This is a genomic window from Nocardioides ultimimeridianus, assembly GCF_054777895.1.
Genome location: NZ_BAAHAB010000021.1, coordinates 299,868 through 321,651, shown reverse-complemented (window position 1 = coordinate 321,651; position 21,784 = coordinate 299,868). Strand labels below are relative to the sequence as shown.

General features: G+C 73.0%; 19 protein-coding genes. 8 read left to right on the top strand and 11 right to left on the bottom strand.

The window, feature by feature from the left end; translation table 11 throughout:
- Positions 1–2: 2 nt before the first annotated feature.
- Positions 3–1,007 carry a UDP-glucose 4-epimerase GalE gene (gene galE, locus ACYU8V_RS19515; protein WP_460849717.1) on the top strand — a complete coding sequence of 335 codons (1,005 nt, stop codon included), beginning with the start codon at positions 3–5 and terminating at the stop codon, positions 1,005–1,007.
- On the opposite strand, the gene ACYU8V_RS19510 is transcribed toward galE, so the two are convergent.
- Entirely contained in the window at positions 998–2,830 is a 1,833-nt protein-coding gene (locus ACYU8V_RS19510) for an O-antigen ligase family protein (protein ID WP_460849716.1), read from the bottom strand. The two genes, galE and ACYU8V_RS19510, sit on opposite strands and share 10 nt — an antisense overlap.
- A 215-nt stretch (positions 2,831–3,045) precedes the next feature.
- On the opposite strand from ACYU8V_RS19510, the gene ACYU8V_RS19505 reads away from it, so the two are divergent.
- Both ACYU8V_RS19505 and ACYU8V_RS19500 read left to right on the top strand, forming a co-directional pair.
- Entirely contained in the window at positions 3,046–7,158 is a 4,113-nt protein-coding gene (locus ACYU8V_RS19505; protein ID WP_460849714.1) for a carboxypeptidase regulatory-like domain-containing protein, read from the top strand.
- Between the two features lie 23 nt (positions 7,159–7,181).
- On the top strand, positions 7,182–8,036 hold the full coding sequence (locus tag ACYU8V_RS19500; protein WP_460849713.1) for an N-acetylmuramoyl-L-alanine amidase family protein: 855 nt from the start codon (positions 7,182–7,184) through the stop codon (positions 8,034–8,036).
- Positions 8,037–8,039: 3 nt separating this feature from the next.
- Here ACYU8V_RS19500 and ACYU8V_RS19495 read toward each other — a convergent pair whose 3' ends face one another.
- The 3 genes from ACYU8V_RS19495 to ACYU8V_RS19485 form a co-directional block, all read right to left on the bottom strand.
- Positions 8,040–8,192, bottom strand: coding sequence for a hypothetical protein (locus tag ACYU8V_RS19495; RefSeq protein WP_460849712.1), 153 nt, complete (start codon positions 8,190–8,192; stop codon positions 8,040–8,042).
- A gap of 102 nt (positions 8,193–8,294) precedes the next feature.
- Complete coding sequence (locus ACYU8V_RS19490) at positions 8,295–9,197, bottom strand: dihydropteroate synthase (RefSeq protein WP_460849711.1); 903 nt, start codon at positions 9,195–9,197, stop codon at positions 8,295–8,297.
- The gene (locus ACYU8V_RS19485) at positions 9,194–9,931 is read right to left on the bottom strand and encodes a dihydrofolate reductase family protein (protein WP_460849710.1); all 738 of its coding nucleotides are present in this window, start codon (positions 9,929–9,931) and stop codon (positions 9,194–9,196) included. The genes ACYU8V_RS19490 and ACYU8V_RS19485 overlap by 4 nt, the downstream gene beginning before the upstream one ends.
- Positions 9,932–10,057: 126 nt before the next feature.
- Between ACYU8V_RS19485 and ACYU8V_RS19480 the strand changes: the two genes are divergently transcribed.
- The 3 genes from ACYU8V_RS19480 to ACYU8V_RS19470 are packed head-to-tail and all read left to right on the top strand — an operon-like array spanning position 10,058 to position 11,971.
- The gene (locus tag ACYU8V_RS19480) at positions 10,058–10,558 is read left to right on the top strand and encodes a sigma-70 family RNA polymerase sigma factor (RefSeq protein ID WP_460849709.1); all 501 of its coding nucleotides are present in this window, start codon (positions 10,058–10,060) and stop codon (positions 10,556–10,558) included.
- The gene (locus tag ACYU8V_RS19475; protein ID WP_460849707.1) at positions 10,555–11,187 is read left to right on the top strand and encodes an anti-sigma factor family protein; all 633 of its coding nucleotides are present in this window, start codon (positions 10,555–10,557) and stop codon (positions 11,185–11,187) included. Before ACYU8V_RS19480 ends, ACYU8V_RS19475 begins: the two co-directional genes overlap by 4 nt.
- Before the next feature lie 34 nt (positions 11,188–11,221).
- The gene (locus ACYU8V_RS19470) at positions 11,222–11,971 is read left to right on the top strand and encodes an enoyl-CoA hydratase-related protein (protein WP_460849705.1); all 750 of its coding nucleotides are present in this window, start codon (positions 11,222–11,224) and stop codon (positions 11,969–11,971) included.
- A 3-nt stretch (positions 11,972–11,974) separates the two neighbouring features.
- Here the strand turns inward: ACYU8V_RS19470 and ACYU8V_RS19465 are convergent, their stop codons facing one another.
- From ACYU8V_RS19465 to typA, 3 genes are all read right to left on the bottom strand, one after another.
- Positions 11,975–12,979 (bottom strand): TIGR03617 family F420-dependent LLM class oxidoreductase, encoded by a 1,005-nt coding sequence (locus ACYU8V_RS19465; protein WP_460849704.1) that lies wholly within the window; start codon positions 12,977–12,979, stop codon positions 11,975–11,977.
- Positions 12,980–13,027: 48 nt separating this feature from the next.
- On the bottom strand, positions 13,028–14,923 hold the full coding sequence (locus ACYU8V_RS19460) for a hypothetical protein (protein WP_460849703.1): 1,896 nt from the start codon (positions 14,921–14,923) through the stop codon (positions 13,028–13,030).
- A gap of 387 nt (positions 14,924–15,310) precedes the next feature.
- Positions 15,311–17,227 (bottom strand): translational GTPase TypA, encoded by a 1,917-nt coding sequence (gene typA / locus ACYU8V_RS19455; RefSeq protein WP_460849701.1) that lies wholly within the window; start codon positions 17,225–17,227, stop codon positions 15,311–15,313.
- Between the two features lie 75 nt (positions 17,228–17,302).
- Between typA and ACYU8V_RS19450 the strand changes: the two genes are divergently transcribed.
- Positions 17,303–17,992 (top strand): aspartate/glutamate racemase family protein, encoded by a 690-nt coding sequence (locus ACYU8V_RS19450; protein WP_460849699.1) that lies wholly within the window; start codon positions 17,303–17,305, stop codon positions 17,990–17,992.
- 13 nt (positions 17,993–18,005) lie between these two features.
- Here ACYU8V_RS19450 and ACYU8V_RS19445 read toward each other — a convergent pair whose 3' ends face one another.
- From ACYU8V_RS19445 to ACYU8V_RS19435, 3 genes are read right to left on the bottom strand one after another with little or no spacing between them, the layout of a single operon-like run.
- Positions 18,006–18,284: a PqqD family protein gene (locus tag ACYU8V_RS19445; protein WP_460849697.1), complete on the bottom strand. Its 279-nt coding sequence runs from the start codon at positions 18,282–18,284 to the stop codon at positions 18,006–18,008.
- 6 nt (positions 18,285–18,290) lie between these two features.
- A complete protein-coding gene (locus ACYU8V_RS19440) occupies positions 18,291–19,178 on the bottom strand; it encodes a phosphoenolpyruvate carboxykinase (ATP) (protein WP_460849696.1) in 888 nt (295 codons plus the stop codon).
- A gap of 9 nt (positions 19,179–19,187) precedes the next feature.
- Positions 19,188–19,592, bottom strand: coding sequence for a lasso peptide biosynthesis B2 protein (locus tag ACYU8V_RS19435; RefSeq protein ID WP_460849826.1), 405 nt, complete (start codon positions 19,590–19,592; stop codon positions 19,188–19,190).
- Positions 19,593–19,882: 290 nt separating this feature from the next.
- On the opposite strand from ACYU8V_RS19435, the gene ACYU8V_RS19430 reads away from it, so the two are divergent.
- Positions 19,883–21,064 carry a nucleotidyltransferase family protein gene (locus ACYU8V_RS19430; protein ID WP_460849695.1) on the top strand — a complete coding sequence of 394 codons (1,182 nt, stop codon included), beginning with the start codon at positions 19,883–19,885 and terminating at the stop codon, positions 21,062–21,064.
- On the opposite strand, the gene ACYU8V_RS19425 is transcribed toward ACYU8V_RS19430, so the two are convergent.
- Positions 21,018–21,758 carry an SDR family NAD(P)-dependent oxidoreductase gene (locus ACYU8V_RS19425; protein WP_460849693.1) on the bottom strand — a complete coding sequence of 247 codons (741 nt, stop codon included), beginning with the start codon at positions 21,756–21,758 and terminating at the stop codon, positions 21,018–21,020. The two genes, ACYU8V_RS19430 and ACYU8V_RS19425, sit on opposite strands and share 47 nt — an antisense overlap.
- Positions 21,759–21,784: the final 26 nt, after the last annotated feature.

The window sequence follows — 21,784 nt, the reverse complement described above, 5'->3', positions numbered from 1 at the left end:
GCATGAAGGTCCTCGTCACCGGCGGCGCCGGCTACATCGGGTCGGTCACCTCCAAGGCGCTCGAGCAGGCCGGGCACACCCCGGTCGTGCTGGACAGCCTGCTCTCCGGCCCGCGGCAGTACGTCGGCGACCGCATCTTCTACGAGGGCGACATCGCCGACCGCGCGCTGCTGCGGCGGATCGTGGACGAGCACCCCGACCTCGACGCGACGATCCACATGGCCGCGCGGATCGTCGTACCGGAGTCGGTGGAGCTGCCCTACGAGTACTACCGCGACAACGTCGCCAAGTCGCTGGAGATGTTCGACGAGCTGACCGCCCTGGGCAAGACGCGGATCCTCTTCTCCTCGACCGCGTCGCTCTACGCGCTCACGCCGGAGTTCGAGGTGCGCGAGGGCGACCCCGTTGCGCCGTCGTCGCCGTACGCGCGCACCAAGCGGATGATGGAGCAGGTCCTCGACGACATGTCGGCGGCGACGCCGCTGCGCGCGATCATCCTGCGCTACTTCAACCCGATCGGCGCCGACCCCGACCTGGAGACCGGCTACCACCTCAAGGACGCGACCCACGTCGTGCCGCTGATGGCCCAGGCCGCGCTCGGGCTGCGGGACGTCTTCACCCTCACCGGCACCGACCTGCCCACCCGTGACGGCACCGGCATCCGCGACTACATCCACGTCTGGGACCTGGCGAAGGCGCACGTGGCGGCGGTAGAGCGCTTCGACCAGGTGCTGGCGACGACGGGGGAGACCTCGACGTACCTCAACATCGGTGGGGGCGACGGGGTCACCGTGCGCGAGCTGCTCGCGGCCGTGTCGCGCGTCGTCGGCCGGGACGTCCCTGTCGTCGAGGCGCCGTCGCGGCCCGGCGACGCGGTGGGCGCGTTCGCCAACGCCGACCGGGCGCTCGAGCTGCTCGGCTGGCGCACCGAGCTCAGCCTCGACGAGGCCATCCGCTCCGCGCTGGCGTGGGGCGAGAAGCGCCGCTCGATCCTCGGCTACGACTGAGCGATCGGGGCCGCCGCGGATCGCGCCAGGCGGGCCTCGATCGAGCGGAGCACCTGGCGCGCGGTCCGGTCACCCAGGCCGATCGCGGTGCGCAGGTCGCTGCGCGCACCCGCCACGTCGCGCAGCCCGAACCGGACGATCGCGCGCTGCGTGTAGGCCTTGGGCCGCAGCGGGAAGTCCGTGATCGCACCGTCGAGCGTGTGGAGGGCGGCAGGCAGCCGGTCCTGGACCCGCAGCGCGACCCCCAGCGCGACCCGTGACTCGTACGTCGCCGGGGTGGCGTCGAGGCTGCGGTCGGCGTACTGCTCGGCGGCGGCAGCCGCGGGCACCCGCCCGTTGGCGGTCCCGTCGGCGAGCGCGGCCAGTGCCTGCGCGGCGATCATGTCGACGTCGGCGTCGCCGGGCCGCAGGTGCCGCACGGTGTCGAAGTCCGCGCGGGCGGCCTGGATCCTGCCCTGGCCGGCCGACGCGAGCCCACTCTGCAGGTAGATCTCCGACACGCAGACCAGCAGCAGGGCCGCCGTCGCGATGCCGGCGATCCCGATGGCCGCCCACCGGCGTACCGCCGGCTCCGGATGCTCCGCAGGCGTCGGGACGGTCAGCAGACAGCCGGCGAGGAACGCGGCGAGGCAGGTCGAGGACGCGATGGTGAAGTTCGCCAGCATGGCTGCCCCGTAGCCGGCCACTGCGGCGAAGACGCCCGCCAGCTCGGGCCGGACCCGCAGCGCCGCCCAGGCACGCCGTGCGGTCACGACGACCAGGGCCAGTGCGCAGAGCAGCAGCGGGATCCCGCCCGCGAGGGTGACCTGCAGCAGCCAGTCGTGCGGCGAGTCGGGGGCCGTGCGGGTGCCGGCCCAGTCGATCCAGGACCGCGTCTCGTAGCGGCCGACCGCGTCGACGTACCTGCTCGGACCGAAGCCGAGCAGGGGCTTGTCGCCCACCATCGGGAGGGTCAGGTCCCAGGCCAGCAGGCGGCCCTTGACGGTGTGCGCGTTGAGCAGGCGGTCACGGGCCTGGGGGAGGGCGAGGACGGCGACGACGAGCAGGCCGACCGCGACGAGCGCCGGCCGCAGCAGGGACCGGGCGCGGCCCAGGCCCGCGGCGGCGAGCACCACCAGGGTGATCGCGATGGCGAACCGCGACCCGGACAGCACGACGGTCGTCATCGCCGCCGCCAGGCCGATCAGGTGCAGCTCGCGGCGCGACTCCCACGCCGGCCGGACCAGGATCGCCACCGCCATCATCGCGACCAGGCCCTGGTCGGTCGCGTTGCCGAGCAGCGAGCCGTCGCGGACCTGGTCGGCGGCGCCGAGCGGGCTCCAGCCGATCGCGTCCAGGATCGAGAAGGCGCCGAGCGTGCACGCCATCGCCGCGGTCGCGCCGGCCAGCCGCTCCACCCGCGGCCGGGTGTCGACGAGGCGGGCGCCCAGCCACGCGCTGGCGGCGTACAGGCCCAGGACGGGGAGGCCCTCGTAGCGGGGCCAGCGCCCGATCAGCGAGGCGAGCGGGGTGTCGCCGGCGAGGGCGGCCACCGTGAACACGACCGCGCCGACGGCGAGCAGGACCGCCACCACGCGCGGGAGCCGGGAGCGGGCCGAGACCGTCGCGCCCACCACGCAGGCGATCGCCATGACGAGCAGCTTGGCCGCGACGAAGCGGCTGAACCCGTTCGGGATCCAGGCCAGCGGGGAGAAGACCGCGAGCCAGATCGCAGCGGTACGACGGCGCTCCTCGACCAGGTCGCGCGCCGCGGCGGCGGCCTCGCGAGCGACGGCCGCCGGGTCCCGTCGTACCTGCCGTGCTGCCGGCCCACGCTTCGCCACCGGGCATGTCTAGTCGTCGCGCGCGCGGCAGGTGGGCGTTTCGCCGGATCCCGGCCGAAACGGGCCGAATCGCCCCCGTGGACGACCCAATGGTCTAGTCGGCTCGGGCAAACAATCGGCGTTCTGCAGCCGACATCGCGATCCCGCTGACAGCATCACGCCCGCTGTGCCGGACGTGGATCCGGCTCCTGGACGAACTGGATGAAGAGGTCCCCGTGGGTGGTCCCCTGTCGCGTGCGCGCACTCCGCGCCACGCCCTGCTCGCCGTGCTGTGCTCGGCGGCGCTGCTGTTCGGCATCGCACTCGGTACGGCGGCCCCGGCCGTCGCCGACACCGCCAGGGGGACGATCAGCGGCACGCTGACCGTCGCCGGCGAGGTCCCGAAGGAGTGGGGCTACGTCGAGGTGATGCGGTACGACGACGCGCGGGACCAGTACTTCGAGGTGCGCTCGGCCCGGATGGACCCCGTCGACGGCAGCTACAGCCTGCAGGTCGCCCCGGGCACCTACCGGCTGCACTTCGTCGCCCTGTGGGCGGTCGGGGAGTACTTCCCGGACCAGTCGAGGGTCTGGACGGCCGACGACGTCGTCGTCGCGCCCGACGGGACCGTGTCGGCCAGCGCCGACCTCGCTGCGCGCACCGGCATCTACGGCACGCTCGCGGACCCCGTCAGCGGCCGGGTCGGCTACTCGGCGCGCGTCGTGGCGGTCAACACCGCCACCCACCTGCACGCGACCGCCGAGCGGCTCTCCGACGGCAGCTACTTCGTCGGCGGGCGCCGGACCGGCATCCGCGGCGGCATCCCGACCGGCACCTACCGGCTCGACCTCAACCACGTGAGCGGGCACAGCAGCTACGTGGCGCAGTACTTCCCCGAGGTGCCGGAGTCCGATGGGCCGGGCGCCGCGGCGACCATCGACTACACGGTCGGTGACGTCGTGACCGGCAAGGACGCGACCGTCCACGCCGGCTCCACGCTCGCCGGTCAGCTGACCACGTCCTCCGGCGTGGGGGTGCGCTGCCAGCTCAGCGCCCAGCGGGTCGGTCCCGACAGCTACGTCACCCGCACCGCGCGCTCGACGTACGCCGGCAAGTTCTCGATCACCGGACTGAACCCCGGTGACTACCGGCTCACCGCGACCCGCTGCTACCTCGGCGACGCCTACGACACCACGTTCTCCTACGACGGCGACGCGACCCTCACCGCCGATCCGGCCACGGCGGTCATCACCGTCGGCGTCGACCAGACGCTGACCCTGCCGGACACGCTCGTGCTGCCCGTCGACGGGAGCACCTCCGGCACCTACGTCCAGGTCAGCGGGCACGTCGCGCGTCCCGCCGGCTCCGGCCAGGTGACGGTCCAGATGTACCGGGTGCTCGACGGTGGCGGCTACGACTACGCCGGCGGCACCCGCGTCGGATCCAGCGGGAACTACGGCCTCGACGTCCTCGCCGGGGGCACCTACGTCGTCGCCTTCCAGCGGCTGACCGCCCAGACCCTGCTCGCCGCCCAGGTGTACGACGGCAAGGCCGACGCGGCCGGTCTCGACGGCGGCACCCGGGTCCCCGTGGCCGACCAGGACGTCCAGCTCACCGACGCGACGCTCGTCGCCGGAGGCCACCTCACCGGCCAGCTGACCAGCTCGGGCAGCGTCCCGCTCGCCAACTGCCGCGTGTACGCCGCCCCGGTCGTGACCGGCATGGCCGGCCGCTCCGCGGTGAGCGCCGACGACGGGTCCTTCGACATCGCGGGCCTGTCCACCGGCGACTACCAGCTGCGCGTCGCGCCCGGCGGCGGGTGCTCGCGGTCGTGGGAGTACTACGACGGCGACGGCACCCTGACCCGCAAGCACGGCCACGCGACCGCGATCCCGGCGATCATCGGCCAGACCGTCGCGCTCGGTGGGCTCGTCGAGACGCTCGGCGGCAGCATCAGCGGGCACGTCACCCTCCCCGCGGACGCGAACGGTCGCGACCACACCGTCCAGCTGATCAACCTGGCCACCGGCCGGGTCATCCGCTGGACCCAGGTGGCCGACGACGCGTCGTACAGCTTCAACCGGATCGGGCCCGGCTCGTACGCCGTCGCCTTCGCCCGGGTCAGTGGCACCACCCTCGCCGCGCAGTACTGGCACCGCCGCGACGAGTCCGTCGGCCTCGGTGGCGCCGACCCGATCGCCCTCGCGATGAGCCAGGACGTCACCGGTGTCGACGCCATGCTGACCGCCGGGGCGACGCTGTCCGGCACCGTCACCAACAGCGCGGGCACGCCGCTGGCCGGCTGCCGGGTGCGGGCGATGGATCCCGCCGGCGTCCTGCACGGCACCCACGCCCGCACCGACGACACCGGTGCGTTCGCCCTGACCGGCCTGAGCACCGGAGCGTTCCGGATCGTGGTCAGCGGCGGCGCGACCACCTGCCCGCGGGCCGGTGACCAGTGGCTGCAGAGCACCGACGGCACGCTGGGCAGCTTCGCCACGGCCATCGCCGAGCCGGTCACCGCCGGCCAGGCCGACGCCCTGCCGACCGCGCTGGTGTACGCCGATGCCGCGACCATCACCGGCGCGATCAAGATCGCCGACGACCTGCCGACCAACCACTGCTGGTCCTGCTACGTCTTCAGCGCGCACCTCAGCGTCATCGACACCGCGACCGGCCGGGTCGTGGCCCGCCGCTTCTACGACAAGCTCGACGACGACGGTCGCACCTTCACCGTCACCGGCCTCGCGCCGGGCAGCTACCGGCTGGACTTCAACCGGTCGAGCGAGTCGAGCTGGCTGGCGCCGGCGTACTTCGCCAACGTGCCGGAGCCTGCGGGCGCCGACGCGGCCCAGGTGGTCACCGTGGCCGCCGGTGCGACCTTCCACGGCGGCACCCAGACGATGCAGGTCGGCGGGACCATCAAGGGTCACGTCGTCGACGCGAACGGCGACCCGCTCGACTGCATGGTCGTCGCCTTCGCCGCGGACGGATCGCTCTCGTCGCGGACCGCCTACAGCAACCTGCGTCACTACCCGGGGCTGTTCGAGGACCACGGCCTGGCCACCGCCGGCTACGACCTCGGCGTGCGCTGCTACACCGACGCGGGCTACTACGGCTGGATGTACTACACCGGCCCGTCCGGTCAGCTGACTACCGACGTGACCCGCGCGATGCCGATCTCCTCGACGCTGGGCCAGACGGTGACGCTCGCGAACCCGCTGGTCTACGCGCCCAACGCGACGCCGGTCATCGCCAACACCGTCGCGCCGGTCGTGAGCGGCACGGCGCGGGTCGGGGCGGTGCTCACCGCCGACGCCGGCAGCTGGCTGCCGAGCCCGGACGGCGTCAGCTACCAGTGGCTGCGCAACGGCACGCCGATCGACGGGGCCACCGCCTCGACGTACACGGTCGTCTCCGCGGACCTCGGCGCCACGATCGGTGTGCAGGTGACCGCGCACAAGGCCGGGTACGACGACGCGGCGATGTCCTCGGCGCCGACCGGAACCGTCGTGGCCGGCTCCCTGACCGCCACCGCGGCGCCGGGGATCACCGGCACCGCGCGGGTCGGCGCGACCCTGACCGGCTCGACCGGGACCTGGGCGCCCGCCCCCGACGGCTTCGCCTACCGCTGGCTGGCCGACGGCACCGCCATCGCCGGCGCGACCGGGACGACCTACGTCCCGACCGCGGCGGAGGCCGGCAAGGCCATCACCTTCGAGGTGACCGCGTCCAAGGTGGGCTTCACCGACGCGGTCGCGACGTCCGCGGCCACGTCGGCGGTCGCCGAGGGCACGATCACCAACACCGTGCTGCCCAAGGTCACCGGCACCGCCAAGGTCGGGTCGACGCTCACCGCGTCGTCCGGCACCTGGAGCGTGACGGGCCTGACCCTGGCCCACCAGTGGACGCGCGACGGCAGCCCCATCGCCGGCGCGACCGGGGCGACGTACGTCCTCAAGGCGGCCGACGCCGGGACCTCGGTCGCGGTGAGGGTCACGGCCAGCAGGACGGGCTACGCCAGCAGCACCGCCACCAGCGCGGCCGTGACGGTCGCCAAGCTGCCCTCGCGGACCCGGGTCGGCGGGCCCAAGACGCCGAAGGCCGGCCACAAGGTCTCCTTCACCGTCACCGTCGGCGGCACCGGCGTGGTGAACCCGACCGGCCGGATCGTGATCAAGGACGGCTCGCGCAAGGTCGCGACCCTCACCCTGACCGCGGCCAAGCACGGCAAGGTCGTGGTGAGCCTGGCGTTCAAGAAGGGACGGCACAAGCTGACCGCGTCGTACCTCGGCAACGGCCACGTGGCGGCCTCGAAGTCGTCGGCACTGGCGGTCACCGCGGGATAGGGACGCCCGGTTAGTGTCGTGGCATGAGGCTCCTCGGCGCCGCGGCCGTGGGGACCGCGCTCATGGCGGTCACCGCGGCCTGCGGGAGTGCGGGTCCTCCCGCGCCGTCGGCAGGTCCACCGGGGGTCGCGTCGACGACGGTGACCGAGCAGGCTGAGCCCTCCGACCCCCCGATGCCCCGGCGGCCGGCACGACGCCCGCTCGCCGGCAGGGTCGTCGTGATCGACCCCGGCCACCAGCTCGGCAACCACAACTTCCCCGCGCAGGTGCGCGCGCCGGTCGACGCGGGCGGCTTCGAGAAGCCCTGCAACACCACCGGCACCCAGACCGATGCGGGCTATCCGGAGGCGACCTTCGCCTGGCGCGTCGCCCAGGACGTACGCCGGATGCTGCGCCGCCAGGGGGCACGGGTCGTGCTGACCCGGACCAGCAACAGCGAGTCCGCGTGGGGGCCCTGCGTGGACCGTCGCGGACGCTTCGGCAACCCGGGCGGGCCGGGGCCGACCGCCGACCTGAAGCTCAGCATCCATGCCGACGGCACCTACGCCGCCGGGGCGCACGGCTTCCACGTGATCGCTCCCGGTGTGGCCGGGCTCGGTGGACGCCCGCGGCTCGAGCGGCGCGATGTCGCGCTGACCCGGCTGGTGCGCGACTCGATGGTGGCGGCCGGGTTCGCCACCTCGACGTACCTCGGCGTGCGGGGGATGGTCGTCCGCAACGACCTCGGGACGCTCAACTGGTCGCGCATCCCGGCGGCGATGATCGAGTGCGGGAACATGCGCGACGCCGGCGACGCGGCGGTGCTGACCTCGGCGCGAGGGCAGCACCGGATCGCGCGGGCGCTGGCGGCGGCGGTGGGCGACTACCTGCAGCGGTAGCGGTCAGTGGGCGACGTGGCGGCCGTTCAGCTGCTCGGGCGCGGTGCCCAGGCGCTTCTTCTTGCTCCGCGGGCGGCGCAGCGAGTGCCGTTCGATGTGCGGGCAGCGCGTCCCGTGCTTGAGGTGGCAGCGAATGCTGCGCCTCAGTCTGCTCATGCCGGCCATGGGGGAGCTCCATGTGACGATCGAAGAGGAATGGGGGCACCCGAGTGTGCGGTCAGCCTAGTCACCGAGGCGCCGGTTGTCTTTACCTTTCCCTCACCTGTCGCCGTCGATCGTGAACTCCGCGAGCGCGTCGAGGACGGCCCGCACCCGGGGCACCTCGTGCACCCGGTAGACGCCCGTCATCCCGAGGTGGGCGAGCACCGTGAAGAACCCCTCGCCGCTGCGGAACTGGTCCTCGAACACGTCGAACGCGTGCGGAAGCGCATGACAGACCGGTACGCCGAGGCGGCGCAGCCGGAACGTGTTGAGCAGCGCCGCCGCCTGGTAGCGCGCCCGTGCCCGCTGGTCGGAGAGGCTGAAGCCGAAGCCGAGACCGGGGTCGACCGCGATGCTCCCGGCGCCGAGCTCGCGCGCGCGGGCGATCCGCGCGCCGAAGGTGTCGATCATCCGCGGCACCGGGTCGGTCTCGACCTCGGAGCCGTCCAGGGCGCGGGCGTGCGGGCCGAGGACGTGGCAGAGCACCAGCCCGGCGTCGTACTCCGCGGCGAGCTCGAACATCTCCTCGTCGACGTGCGACCCGGTCAGGTTGATCACCGAGGCGCCTGCCTTGAGGCCCGCCCGGACGACCGTGGGGTCGTAGCCCTCGATGGAGGTGGGGATGCCGTCGGCGGCCAGCTGCTCGATGACGGGGACGACGCTGCGCGCCTGGTCCTCCGCCGCCACGGCGGCCGCCGTCGCGCGGCTGGACTCCGCGCCGATGTCGATCAGGTGCGCCCCCTGCGCCGCCTGGACGCGGGCCTTGCGGATCGCGGTCTCGGGCGAGACCGCGATCGACTCGCGGTAGGTCGAGTCGCGCGACAGGTTCACCACGCCCATCAGGACGGGCTCGCGGTCGGTGTCGAAGGACCGCCCCGCGATGGTGAACGGCGCGACGGGCCGGTCGAGGTCCTCGGCGTACGTGGCGGCGAGGCGGACCAGGTCGGCCAGGCCGATCATCGGGCCTCCCGCACGTAGCGGGTCATCAGGAACCCCTCGCTCTCGATGACGTGGGTCAGCGTGAAGCGCACGGCCTCCTCGAGCACTCCCGTCGCGGGGGTCCTGCCGGTGCCGGCGAACAGCGGAGCGATCGTGATGTCGACCTCGTCGACCAGCCCCGCGGCGGTCAGGTCGTGCAGCAGGCGCGGCCCGCCCTCGCAGACGATCCGGCGCAGGCCGCGGTCGGTGAGCGCGCCCAGGATGCTCGCCGGCGACGTGTCCGGCAGCTCGAGGACCTCCGCGCGCGCCTCGGCCACCTCCCGGGGGCCGCTCGGCGCGGTCGGGTCGGTGACGACGATCGGGCGGTGGGCGGAGTCCGCCCAGATGGGCAGGTCCCAGGGCAGGTCCAGCGACCGGCTCGCCACGACCACGACGGGGGCCGGCAGCTGGCCGGCGGCCGCACGGGCCTCGGCGTCCTCGGGCTTGGCGACCATCGGGGTGTACTGCTCGGCCCGCAGCGTCTCGGCGCCGATGAGCACCGCGTCGGCATGCCTCCGGGTCGTCCGGAAGACCCGCTGGTCGGCCTCCGACGACACCGATCCGCTCAGCCCGTCGGGCCCCGCCGCCGCGCCGTCGAGCGTCGTGACCATCATCGCCCGCACCCAGCGGCCCTCGGCGGGCCAGGGGTAGGCCGCGAGCAGCTCCTCGTCGGTGACCCGTTCGGACGGAGCGCTCAGCCGGTGGAGATCAGACACAGGGCCGACGTTACCGGCCCGACCTGGTCCGATCCCGCGGCGGCCACGCCCGGGATGGGCGCATGATGGTGGGGAGGCAGGTGAACCGGACGGCCCCGGTTCTCGTGTCATCGGCGGAGGTGGAGGATGCCGGGCGACCCGGAGCTGATCGAGGTGCTGCACCGCGAGCACGCGGCTGCGCTGGAGAGGTACGTCGTGAGGCTGGTCGGCGACCGGGACCGGGCCGCCGACGTGGTGCAGGAGACGCTGCTGCGGGCGTGGACCCACGAGGTCGCCGACGACGGCCGAGGGTCGGTGCGGGCATGGCTGTACACCGTGGCCCGGCACCTGGTCGTCGACGAGGCGCGATCGGCGCGCGCCCGGCACGAGACGAGTGCGGCCGAGCCGCCGGAGGCCGCCGAGCCGGACCGGGTCGACGCGCTGTTCGACGCCCTCCTGGTCGGCCAGGCGCTGGCCGGGCTCTCCGCCGAGCACCGCGCGGTGGTGGTGCGCGCCTACTACCTGCGGCTCAGCGTCGGCGAGATCGCCGCGGCCCTCGAGATCCCGCCCGGCACCGTCAAGTCGCGGCTGCACTACGGGCTGCGAGCGCTGCGCCTCGCGCTGCAGGAGAGCGGGGTGACCCGATGAGGGACGACTACACCGAGTGGGACTCGGCCTACGTGCTGGGCGCGCTGTCGAGCGCGGAGCGCCGGGAGTACGAGGACCACGTCGACCACTGCCCCCGGTGCGCGGCGGCGGTGGCCGAGCTCGGCATGCTCCCCGGTCTGCTCCGGCTCGTGCCTGATGCGGATGCCGCGGCGTACCTCTCGGCGACGGAGCCGGCGACCCCGGTGCCGGCGACCGGCCCAGCGCGCCGGCGGCTCCCCACACGGGCCCTGGCGCTCGTCGCCGCCGTGCTGCTGATCGCCGGCGTCGGCACCGCGGTCGTCCTCGGACGGGACGCGCCCGGCGAGCGGACGGTCACCCTGAGCGCCGTCACCGCCAACCCGCTGCAGGCCGCCGTGAGCCTCACCCCCGAGTCCTGGGGCACCGAGATCGCGATGACCTGCACGTACGCCGGGGAGTACGGCGGGCGCCACGACTACACGCTCTACGTGGTCGATGCCGCGGGCCATCGCCAGCTCGTGTCGAGCTGGCGGGCGGGCCCCGGCGACACCGCGCGCACGACCGGAGCCACCGACCTGACGCCCGCCGAGATCGCGAGGGTCGAGCTGCGCACCGGCGACGGCCGCCTGCTGCTCGCCCGCTCCCTGTGAGGTGCGGGCGACGCGCGGCTGGGATGATCGGCGCGTGAGCGAGCTGATCATCGACCGCGAGCGCGCGGGCGTCGTGACCGTCACCTTCAACCGTCCCGAGCGCCGCAACGCCTTTACCCAGGCGATGTACCAGCGGATGCGCGAGCTCTGGGAGGAGCTGGCGGAGGACGCGTCCGTGCGCGTCGTCGTACTCAGGGGCGCGGGCGGCAAGGCCTTCGCCGCCGGCAACGAGATCTCCGACTTCCTGGCCGCCGACGCGGTCGACTACGAGACCTGGATCCGGGAGATGTTCGACCGGCTCTGGGCCCTGCCGCAGGTGGTCATCGCGGCGGTGGACGGGGTCTGCGTCGGGGGAGGGCTGGCGGTCGCCACCTACTGCGACCTCCGCGTCGCCACGGCGTCCTCGCGGTTCGGCTACCCGATCGCGCGCACCCTGGGCAACGCGCTCTCCTCGCCGGTGCTGCTGCGCTGCGCGACGGTGTTCGGCGAGTCGCTGACCCGCGAGATGCTGCTCGCGTCCCGTCTCGTCACCGCCGACCGGGCGTACGCCGCCGGCGCGCTCACCGCCGAGGTCGCGGACGCCGCGGCGCTCGATGCCGAGGTCGAGGAGCTGGTGAGCGGCATCCTGCAGGCCTCCCCGGTCACGATCCGGGTGACCAAGCAGCAGCTGCGCGGCCTTCCCGAGGACGAGGAGGCACTGCTCCGCGAGGTGTACGGCGGCCCCGACTTCGCCGAGGGCGTGCGGGCCTTCCTCGCCAAGGAGAAGCCCGCCTTCACCGGCTGAGCCCTACCGCAGCGCGGTCGCGAGGGCGGCGATCTGCTCGGTCGCCGGGTCGTAGCCGGGGAAGTAGCAGCAGACCCGATCCGCCACGTCGGCGTACCGCGAGCGGATCCGGGTCGCGCACTCCTCCGGTGTCCCGGTGACCGCGATCGTGCGCACCATCTCGTCAGTTACCAGTGTCAACATCGCCGCGACGTCGCCGGTCTTGGAGAGCCGGTTGAGCTCGGGCTGCAGCCCGTCCCACCCCTCGGCCTCCAGCACCGGGAGGTACGCCGGCGTCGACCCGTAGAACGCGAGCAGCCCCCGTGCCCCGGCCGTCGCCGCGGCCAGCTCCTCCTCGGTGCGGCCCATCGCCACGATCACCGACGGCAGGATCGCCAGGTCGCCGGGTGCCCGTCCCGCCCGGGCCAGTCCGTCCGCCACCGCCGGCAGGGTCCGGGTGCGGAAGTGCCGGTCGCTGTTGAACGGCATCACCAGCAGGCCGTCGGCCACCTCGGCGGCGGCGCGGGTCATCAGCGGCCCGAGCGCGCCGAGCAGCACCGGCGGCGGACCGTGCGGGTTCGGACCGGGGACGAAGGTCGGCGGCATCAGCGTGTGCGTGGTGTGCTCGCCGCGGAAGTCCAGGCGCTCGCCGCTCTGCCACGACGCCAGGATCGCCTTCACCGCGAGCACGATCTCGCGCATCCGCGCCGCGGGCGGCGACCAGCGGGCGCCGTACCTCTTCTCGATGTGGGGCCGGATCTGCGACCCCAGTCCCAGCCGGAACCGGCCGCCCGACATCAGCTGCAGGTCCCACGCCGCGTGCGCGAGGTGCATCGGCGAGCGCGGCATCGCGATCGCGACGTTGGTCATCAGGTCGGCGTCGACCTGGCCGGCGATCGCCGCGAGCGGCAGGAACACGTCGTGCGGTCCCTCGAAGGTGAAGACGCCGGTTGCCCCGGCCTCCACCAGCTCCCGCGAGCGGGAGAGGGCGGAGGCGGGGCTTCCGTCGAGCTGGAGGTCCAGGAGCACGCCGCCGATTCTGCAGCAAACCGGCGGCGTGCGGTCCGGATCAGCGGGTCACGGGCTGGTGACGGACGAACCGTTGCTGACCGTCAGCGAGGACACCTCCTGGCAGCTGGTCGGGATGTCGCGCTGGGCCGGGTTCGTGCTGGCGTAGGACACCTTCCACGAGTAGGTGCCGGCGGGCACCGCGGTGGTGTTGGTGGTCGACACGACCTGTGGCGAGGCGCCGGCGACCGACTTCTGCTGGGCCGCGAGGACCGGCGTACCGGAGCAGGTGTTGCCCGGGTAGAGCGTGAACGTCACCGTTCCGGCGAGGGCGCCGCCGGCCGGGGCCGACAGGCTCGCCGAGTCGTTCGGGACCCAGCTCTGCGTGGTGCCCAGCGTCACCGCGACGCTGGTGACCGACACGTCCTCGGAGGTGTCGTCGCAGGCCGCGTTGTGGGTCGTGCCGGTGTTGTTGACGGTGCCGTCGTAGGTCGCGACCCAGTGGTAGTTCCCCACGGTGGCGGGCTGGAACTGGGGAGCGGGCGTGCCGTAGCTGCCGTCGCCGCTCACGTTCACCGCGGCCGTCGTGGTCTGCAGCGTGCCGCAGCCGGTGTTGCTCGGGCCGTAGAGCTTGAACGTGATGTGGCCACCCGCGGCCGGACCGGGATCGCCGGTCAGGTTGATCACCGGGTCCGCAGGGTCGGTGACCGTGCCGGTGAGCGACGCGGTGTCGGACACCGTCCCGCCGAGGACGACGTCGGCGCCGGCGCTGGTGGTCAGGCCCGGGGTGGCCGGGGTGACCGTGAAGCACTCGCTCGCCGGTGCGTCGGTGACCGCGGTGGTGCCGTTGACCGAGTCGTCGGTCGTCTCGGATCGCCAGCAGTAGCGGCCTGCCGAGGTGACGTACGCCGTCGGCGAGTTCAGCTCCACCGGGTACGGGCCCGACAGCGGGACCGTGCCGACGAAGGTGCCGCCGGTGTCGCAGACCCCGGGTGCGTCCACCTTGCACAGGTGGAACGTGATCGTGCCCGAGGCGTTCGCGGAGCCGCCGGTGAGGCCGACCACCGCGTGGTCCTCGACCGGCACGACGCCGGTGCCGATGCCCGTCGTACCGCCCGGAAGCGCGACGCCGTTGCCGTCGGACGGGGTGGTGGTGACGGTCTGCACGCAGCTGCTCAGCGGCGGGATGTTCTGCAGGACCGTGTCCTTGTAGTCCGCCGTGTCGCTGTTGCCGGTGACCGTGCTCGGGATGACGTTGGCCAGCGTGATGCACTGGGAGACGCCGCCGTAGATCGCCTGGGTCAGGTCCAGCGCGGCCTCACCGCGGTAGCCGTCGGGGCTGTACTTCGCCTCGGCCTGCGCGAGCGGGATCGCCACCGGCGCGCCCAGGGTCAGGTGACCCGGCGTACCGCTCCAGATCCGCTTGTAGAGGGTGTTGCTGCTGCCCTGCTGGTCCCACAGGATCATGAAGTCGCCGGCGGCGCGGTTCTTCCACGGGTTGCAGGAGGCGGTCAGCTGGGCCGCGGTGTTGGAGTAGTTGCACGCCGCCGGTGCGGCGTTGTGCATGAACTCGAAGGCGATGAAGCCGCTGCCGGTGTTGGCGTCGCGCTGCCAGGCGAAGTAGAGCCAGTCGTCGCCGCCCGAGCGCTGCATCTTCAGCCAGGTGTTGGCGAGGTCGACCTGGGCGTTGGGGTTGGTGAGGCCGAGCATCGGGGACGGCGCGTCCTGGATGACGGCGATCTTGGTGTTGCTGGCGTTGACCGGGCCGAGCTCCTTGACGCTGCCGTCCTGGTCGGCCAGCAGCGTGGTGCCGGGGTCGGGAACGTTCCCGTCGATGGAGTAGGGGCCGGAGGCGGCCTGGGCGGAGCTGCCGACCGACACGGCTGCGGCCGAGCCGATCACGAGACAGGCCGCGAGCGTCGCGATCCGGGGGCGCCGGATGCGTTGGGCGAGTGAATGGGACATCGCAGATCCTCGGGAAGCGGAGGTGTTGATGGCGCCCCGAGTGCAACCCTGATGACACGGCTCCGCGGTTCGACCGACGTACTGGATGACGGCTGACCCCCGATAGCCGATGACCCTCATCAGACGCCCGGCCCCCGGGGTCGTCAACCGGAATGCAGATTCCTTTACCCAGGGGCTAGACAGGCTGTCGGAAAAGAGGGTCGCCGAATGCGGCGAAGGCCGCAGATCCGTCGGATCTGCGGCCTTCTCGCGAGGGACGGCGTCGTGCTACTTGCTCGCCTTGCGAGCGCGCGACGCCGTCAGCCCTCGCTTCGCTCGGGCGACAGCTTCGCCTCGCAGAAGATGAGCAAGGAGCCCACCCTCCGCTCGTTCCTCGCTACGGGCGAGCTACTTGCTCGCCTTACGCGCTCGGCTCGCTGTCTTCGCCCGGTCGTTGGCGTTGAGGACGACCTTGCGGATCCGCACCGTCTCCGGGGTGATCTCCACGCACTCGTCCTCGCGGCAGAACTCCAGGCACTGCTCGAGGCTGAGCTTCTTCGGCGGGATGAGCTTCTCGAAGTTGTCGGAGGTGGCGGACCGGATGTTGGTCTGCTGCTTCTCCTTGGTGATGTTGACGTCCATGTCGTCGGCGCGGGAGTTCTCGCCGACGATCATGCCCTCGTAGACCTCGGTGGCCGGCTCGACGAAGAGCGTGCCGCGCTCCTGCAGCGAGGTCATGGCGTACGCCGTGGCAGCACCGGCGCGGTCGGCCACCAGCGAGCCGGACTGGCGGGAGCGGATCTCGCCGGCCCACGGGAAGTAGCCCTCGGAGATGGAGTGCGCGATGCCGGTGCCGCGGGTCTCGGTGAGGAAGTCGGTGCGGAAGCCGATCAGGCCGCGGGCCGGGACGATGAACTCCATCCGCACCCAGCCGGTGCCGTGGTTGGTCATGCCCTCCATCCGGCCCTTGCGGTTCGCGAGCAGCTCGGTGATGGTGCCGAGGAACTCCTCCGGCGCGTCGATGGTCAGGCGCTCGAACGGCTCGTGGACCTTGCCGTCGACCTCCTTGGTGACCACCTGCGGCTTGCCGACGGTCAGCTCGTAGCCCTCGCGGCGCATCTGCTCGACCAGGATGGCCAGCGCCAGCTCGCCGCGGCCCTGCACCTCCCAGGCGTCGGGACGCTCGGTCGGGAGCACGCGCAGCGACACGTTGCCGACCAGCTCGGAGTCGAGGCGGTCCTTGACCAGGCGGGCGGTGACCTTGTGGCCCTTGCCGCCCTTGCCGACCAGCGGGGAGGTGTTGGTGCCGATGGTCATCGAGATCGCCGGCTCGTCGACGTGGATGAGCGGCAGCGCGACCGGGTTCTCCGGGTCGGCGAGGGTCTCGCCGATGGTGATGTCCGGGATGCCCGCGACGGCGACGATGTCGCCGGGGCCCGCGGACTCGCCGGGCTTGCGCTCGAGGCCCTCGGTGATCAGCAGCTCGGTGATCTTGACGTTCTTGACCACGCCCTCGCGGTTGATCCACGCGACGTTCTGGCCCTTGCGCAGGTTGCCCTGCTTGATCCGCAGCAGCGCCAGGCGACCCAGGAACGGGGAGGCGTCGAGGTTGGTGACGTGGGCCTGGAGGGGCGCGCCGTCGTCGTACTCCGGCGCCGGGATGGTGTCCAGGATCGTGCGGAACAGCGGCTCCAGGTCCTTGCCCTCGGGCAGCGTGCCGTTCTCCGGCTTGGTCAGCGAGGCGATGCCGGCCTTGCCGGAGGCGAAGACCACCGGGAAGTCCAGGGCGTCCTGGCTGTGGTTCTCGTCGAGCAGGTCCATGAACAGCTCGTAGGTCTCGTCGACGACCTCGTCGATGCGCGCGTCGCCGCGGTCGGTCTTGTTGACGACCAGGATCACCGGCATGTCGGCGTTGAGCGCCTTGCGCAGCACGAACCGCGTCTGGGGCAGCGGGCCTTCGGAGGCGTCGACCAGCAGCACGATGCCGTCGACCATCGACAGGCCGCGCTCGACCTCGCCCCCGAAGTCGGCGTGACCGGGGGTGTCGATGATGTTGATGACCATCCCGCCGGCGGAGTCGGCGCCGAGCAGCTCCTGCGCGGACGGGCCGCGGTAGTGCACCGCGGTGTTCTTCGCGAGGATGGTGATGCCCTTCTCGCGCTCGAGGTCGCCGGAGTCCATGACCCGGTCGGCGACGCTCTCGGCCTGGTGCTCGGTGAAGGCACCTGCCTGACGCAACATCGCGTCCACGAGGGTGGTCTTGCCATGGTCGACGTGGGCGACGATGGCGACGTTGCGGAGATCGGTACGACGAGTGCTGGACACGGGCCACGATCCTATCGGCGCGAGCCTGCTGCTCCCTCATCCTGAACGGCCCCGGGCCTGTGGCATCCTGGGCCGATGCAGACCATCGGGCTCATCGGCGGGATGTCCTGGGAGAGCAGCGCGGCCTACTACGAGCTGCTCAACCGCGGCGTGGAGCAGCGCCTGGGCGGCTTCCACTCGGCCAGGACGGTGATGGCGTCGGTCGACTTCGCCGAGGTCACCGCGCTCCAGGAGAACGAGGACTGGGACGCCGTCGCGGAGATCCTCGCCGCCGCCGCGCAGTCGGTCGAGCGGGCCGGTGCCGACTTCCTGCTGATGTGCACCACGACCTTCCACCGGGTCGCCGAGCAGGTGCAGGACGCCGTGCAGATCCCGCTGCTGCACCTCGGTGACGTGGTCGCCGAGGCGGCCAAGGCGGAGGGCGCCACCTCGGTGGCGCTGCTCGGGACCAAGTTCGCGATGTCGCGGGTCTTCTTCACCGACCGGATCGCGAGCCACGGGCTCGAGGTGCTGGTGCCGGACGAGAAGAACTTCGACGAGCTCAACCGGATCATCTACGACGAGCTGGTGCACGGGAAGGTGCTCGACTCCTCGCGGCGCACCGTCGTGGCGATGATCGAGGGGCTGTGGGACGCGGGCGCCGGTGGCGTCATCCTCGGCTGCTCGGAGCTGGAGCTGCTGGTCAAGCAGGCCGACAGCGAGCTGCCGGTCTTCCCGTCGACCAGCCTGCACGTGGCGGCGGCGCTGGACCGGGCCCTGGCCTGAGCGGCCGCGGCTGTCAGGCGGAGGGGAGCACCATCCGCCGGTCCTGGAGCTGGGCGAGGAATGCGGCGACGTCGGGGCGGCAGCGGTCCGCGGTGACGTCGTACTCGTCCGCGACCAGGTCGCACAGCTCGCTCAGCGAGCGCGGCCGGGCGAGGTGGCGCCAGACCGAAGCGGCGACGCCCCGCAGCGCGTAGTACTCACCCTGGTCGACGCCCATCATCACGAACTCGCCGTCCATCTCGACGGCGTTCAGGGCCTGGTCGCGGACCCACTGCTGGTCGGTCGCCTGCATGGTGGATCAACGACCGGGCACGGCCGAGGTGACGTCGGCCAGGATGGCGTCGGCCGAGGCCACGACCGAGTCGACCCCGGTCGGCCGCTCGACCCGGACGAACCGGGCCTGTGCGGCGAGGGTGGCGCTGCGCGCGAAGTGGGTACGCCGCAGCTCGCCGACCAGCACCTCGTTGCGGTAGCCGTGCTCGTGCAGGCAGGCGAAGACCTCCGCGCCGGTGATCGGGCTGAGCCGGAGCGGGCCGTCGTACCGGTCCAGCAGGTAGACCCAGCGCACCGGCAGCGGCTCGAGGACCGCGTGCTCGATCGGGACGTGGAACTTGTCGTGCGCGGGGGCGACCCGCGCGAGGTCCGCCGACGGGCGGCCGAGCCGGTCCAGGGCGTCCTGCCAGAGCTTGATCCGCGCCCAGCCGGGGATCGCGTTGCCGTCGGCGTCGACGGGCACGACGTCGTCGCTGAGCACCGCGTGGCCGCGGCGATGCATCTCGGCGGCCATCGTGGACTTGCCGGCACCCGAGTGCCCGAGGACCACCGCGCAGCCGTCGCCCACGCGGAAGGCGTTGCCGTGCAGCACCAGGTGCCCGCGCTGCGCCAGCGCGATGCCGAGGGCCGAGCCGAGGAGGAACAGCCGCATCGCGTCGTCGGTGGCACCGGGCTCGGGCTGCACGGTGATCAGCCGGCCGTCCTCGCAGCAGTAGCGGCCGACCTCGGGCACGTCGATCCCGACCCGCTCGCCGTCGACCCACAGGCCGAGCGGGAGGACCGTCGTCGCGGGCGACGGCGGGGCGACCGGGCCGAGACGGATCCGGAGGTCGGGCTCGGCCGCGGACGGATCGAGGTCGGGCAGCTCGAGCTCGCTGGCGAGGGTGAGCCCGTAGGCGGCGTACGTCGGCATCGCGGGCGCTCAGGGTGCCCAGGCGAAGCTGGCGACACCGGTCCAGGCCTCCGCCGAGCCGCCGGTGACGGTCAGGTCCCCGCAGGTCACCCACGCGTGGGCGCGCAGCTCGCCCGCGTCGTCCCGGCGTACGCCGAAGGTGACGGTGTGGGGGACCCGGAGGGCGCGCAGGGCGATCCGGGCGGCGAGTGCCTGCGGGTAGCAGTCCGAGCGCCACGGGGTGTGGGCGGCGGCGCCGGTGATCGCGCGACCGACGCGCGCGGCCCGGGCGGTGGCGCGGGCGTCAGGCGACGCGGCGACCGGGTCGCCGGGCGATGCGGTATCGCCGAGCAGGCGGCGTACCAGCGAGAAGGGGGCGAGAAGAACCACCAGCCGCGTGGACGCCAGGAGCGTCCACGCGGCTGTGCGTGCGATGTGGGCTCGGAGCGTCAGCTGCCGAGTCCGAGGGTGACGCTGACGCCTACCCCGACACCGGTGTCGTGGGTGGCCTTCAGGCTCAGGTTCTCGAGGACGGGGGCTTCGTAGGTGGGCTTCATCGTGGAGCTCCTGTTCGTGGTTACGGCGGTCCCGGACCTCGCCACGCTTCTGACACCGGAATCATGCGCCAGCAGCTCGGCCGTTGCGTGCCGAATCCGGAAAACTTTGCCGAGCGGGAACTTTGCCTTTCGGCCGCGTCCGGCCCGGCGCTGTGCCACGCTCACGCCGTGGCCGTCGATCCCGCCGCCTTCACCGCGCTGTGCCGCCTGGTGCGCCAGGCGCTCGCGGTCGAGGAAGGAGCCGCCGCGCGGCCCGTCGACCTGACCGGCACGGCGCCGGCCGCCCTGCTCGATGCCGTACGGCGCCACCGGGTCGGCGACCTGCTCCACCAGCACCCCGACACCCTGGGCCTGCCCGAGGACGTCGTGCGCGAGCTGCGGGCCTGGCACGACTACGCCCGGCCCCGGCTGGTGGTGCAGGCGATGGAGACGGTGCGGGCCTGGCGGGCGCTGACCGATGCCGGGATCGACGCGCTGGTGATCAAGGGCCTGCCGCTGGCCGTCCTCACCACCGGCCGCACCGACGCGCGCGGGGCGGGCGACGTGGACCTGTTCATCGACCCGCGCTCGGTCGTCGAGGCGCACCGGGTGCTCAACGCGCAGGGCTGGCACGTCCCGGAGACGGGCCCGGTCGAGCCGGGGCTGTGGGCCTGGCGCCACCTCGTCCGGTGGGGCAACGCGCTCACCTACGAGGGCGCTGCCGCCGACGCGGACCTGCACTGGCGGCTGGAGGTCACCCCCGGCACGCACCCCGGGTTCGCGGCGTTCTGGGGGCGACGGGTCGAGGTCGACCTGGGCGTGGGGAGGGTGCCGACGCCCGCGGCCGGCGACGCCCTGCGCCACCTCGCCGCGCACCGCGAGGGGGCGACCTGGCTGCGGACCCTGGTCGACCTGCGCCGGCTCGCGCGGGATCCCGCGGTGTTCGGCGAGGAGCTGCCGGAGCTCCCCGAGCTGGCCGTGGGCTACCTCGCGGTCGCCCGGGAGACCGTGGGGCTGCCGGAGGGCGTGCCGGAGTCGGTCGTCGAGCGGCTGGACGGGGTCACGCCGCAGCTGCTCGCGCGTGCCCGCCGGCGCCAGCTCGACGACGTACGACGCGACTTCGGGGGTGGTGCCGGGTCGCTGCGCTCGCTCGCCGACAACCGTGCGCTCAGCACCGACCGGACCGACCTCGCCTACGCGGCGATGGCCCTGGTGCTGCCCGTGCACACGGCGCTGCCGGTGCGCGCGAGGACGGCGTGGACCGGCGTACCGACCGCATTGGTACGCCGGGCGCGGGCCCTGCTGAAGGCGCTGTGGGGCCGGGTCAGACCCGGTGCACCTTGTGCTGAGCGGCCTGGGCGCGGGGCTTGATCACCAGCTCGTCGATGTTGACGTGCGCGGGACGGGTCGCGATCCAGGCGATCGCGTCGGCGACGTCCTCGGCGACCAGCGGCTCCGCGACCCCGCGGTAGACCGCATCGGCCCGTTCCTGGTCGCCGCCGAAGCGGACCAGCGCGAACTCGTCGGTGTGCACCATCCCGGGCGCCACCTCGCTGATCCGGACCGGCTGGTCGAACAGCTCCAGCCGCAGGGTCTGGGTCACCGCCTTCGTGCCGTGCTTCGCGGCCGTGTAGCCCCCGCCGCCCTCATAGACGCCGCGGCCGGCCGTGGAGCCGACGTTGAGGATCAGGCCGTCGCCGGAGGCGATGAGGGCGGGGAGCAGGGCGCGGGTGACGCGCATCAGGCCGAGCACGTTGACCTCGTACATCCGGCGCCACTCGTCGACGTCGGCCTCGGCGACGGGGGAGAGGCCGAAGGCGCCGCCGGCGTTGTTGACCAGCACGTTGAGCTCGGGGCCGACCGCGTCGGTCAGACGGGCCACGTCAGCCTCGACGGTGACGTCGCACGCGATCGCCCGCCCGCCGATCTCCTCGGCCAGCGCCTCGATCCGGTCGGTACGACGGGCCGCGCAGATCACGTCGTACCCCTCCGCCGCGAGGCGGCGTGCCGTCGCCGCCCCGATCCCGCTGGACGCCCCGGTCACGACTGCCGATCCCCTGGTCATGCCTCCGAGTCTCTCAGGCCGGCAGG

Coding starts and splice junctions, on each gene's coding strand:
- galE (WP_460849717.1), top strand. CDS start 3: ATGAAGGTCCTCGTCACCGGCGGCGCCGGCTACATCGGGTCGGTCACC.
- ACYU8V_RS19445 (WP_460849697.1), bottom strand. CDS start 18,284: ATGCAGGCGACCGACCAGCAGTGGGTCCGCGACCAGGCCCTGAACGCC.
- ACYU8V_RS19500 (WP_460849713.1), top strand. CDS start 7,182: ATGAGGCTCCTCGGCGCCGCGGCCGTGGGGACCGCGCTCATGGCGGTC.
- ACYU8V_RS19425 (WP_460849693.1), bottom strand. CDS start 21,758: ATGACCAGGGGATCGGCAGTCGTGACCGGGGCGTCCAGCGGGATCGGG.
- ACYU8V_RS19475 (WP_460849707.1), top strand. CDS start 10,555: ATGAGGGACGACTACACCGAGTGGGACTCGGCCTACGTGCTGGGCGCG.
- ACYU8V_RS19440 (WP_460849696.1), bottom strand. CDS start 19,178: ATGCCGACGTACGCCGCCTACGGGCTCACCCTCGCCAGCGAGCTCGAG.
- ACYU8V_RS19480 (WP_460849709.1), top strand. CDS start 10,058: ATGCCGGGCGACCCGGAGCTGATCGAGGTGCTGCACCGCGAGCACGCG.
- ACYU8V_RS19490 (WP_460849711.1), bottom strand. CDS start 9,197: ATGATCGGCCTGGCCGACCTGGTCCGCCTCGCCGCCACGTACGCCGAG.
- ACYU8V_RS19460 (WP_460849703.1), bottom strand. CDS start 14,923: ATGTCCCATTCACTCGCCCAACGCATCCGGCGCCCCCGGATCGCGACG.
- ACYU8V_RS19495 (WP_460849712.1), bottom strand. CDS start 8,192: ATGAGCAGACTGAGGCGCAGCATTCGCTGCCACCTCAAGCACGGGACG.
- ACYU8V_RS19450 (WP_460849699.1), top strand. CDS start 17,303: ATGCAGACCATCGGGCTCATCGGCGGGATGTCCTGGGAGAGCAGCGCG.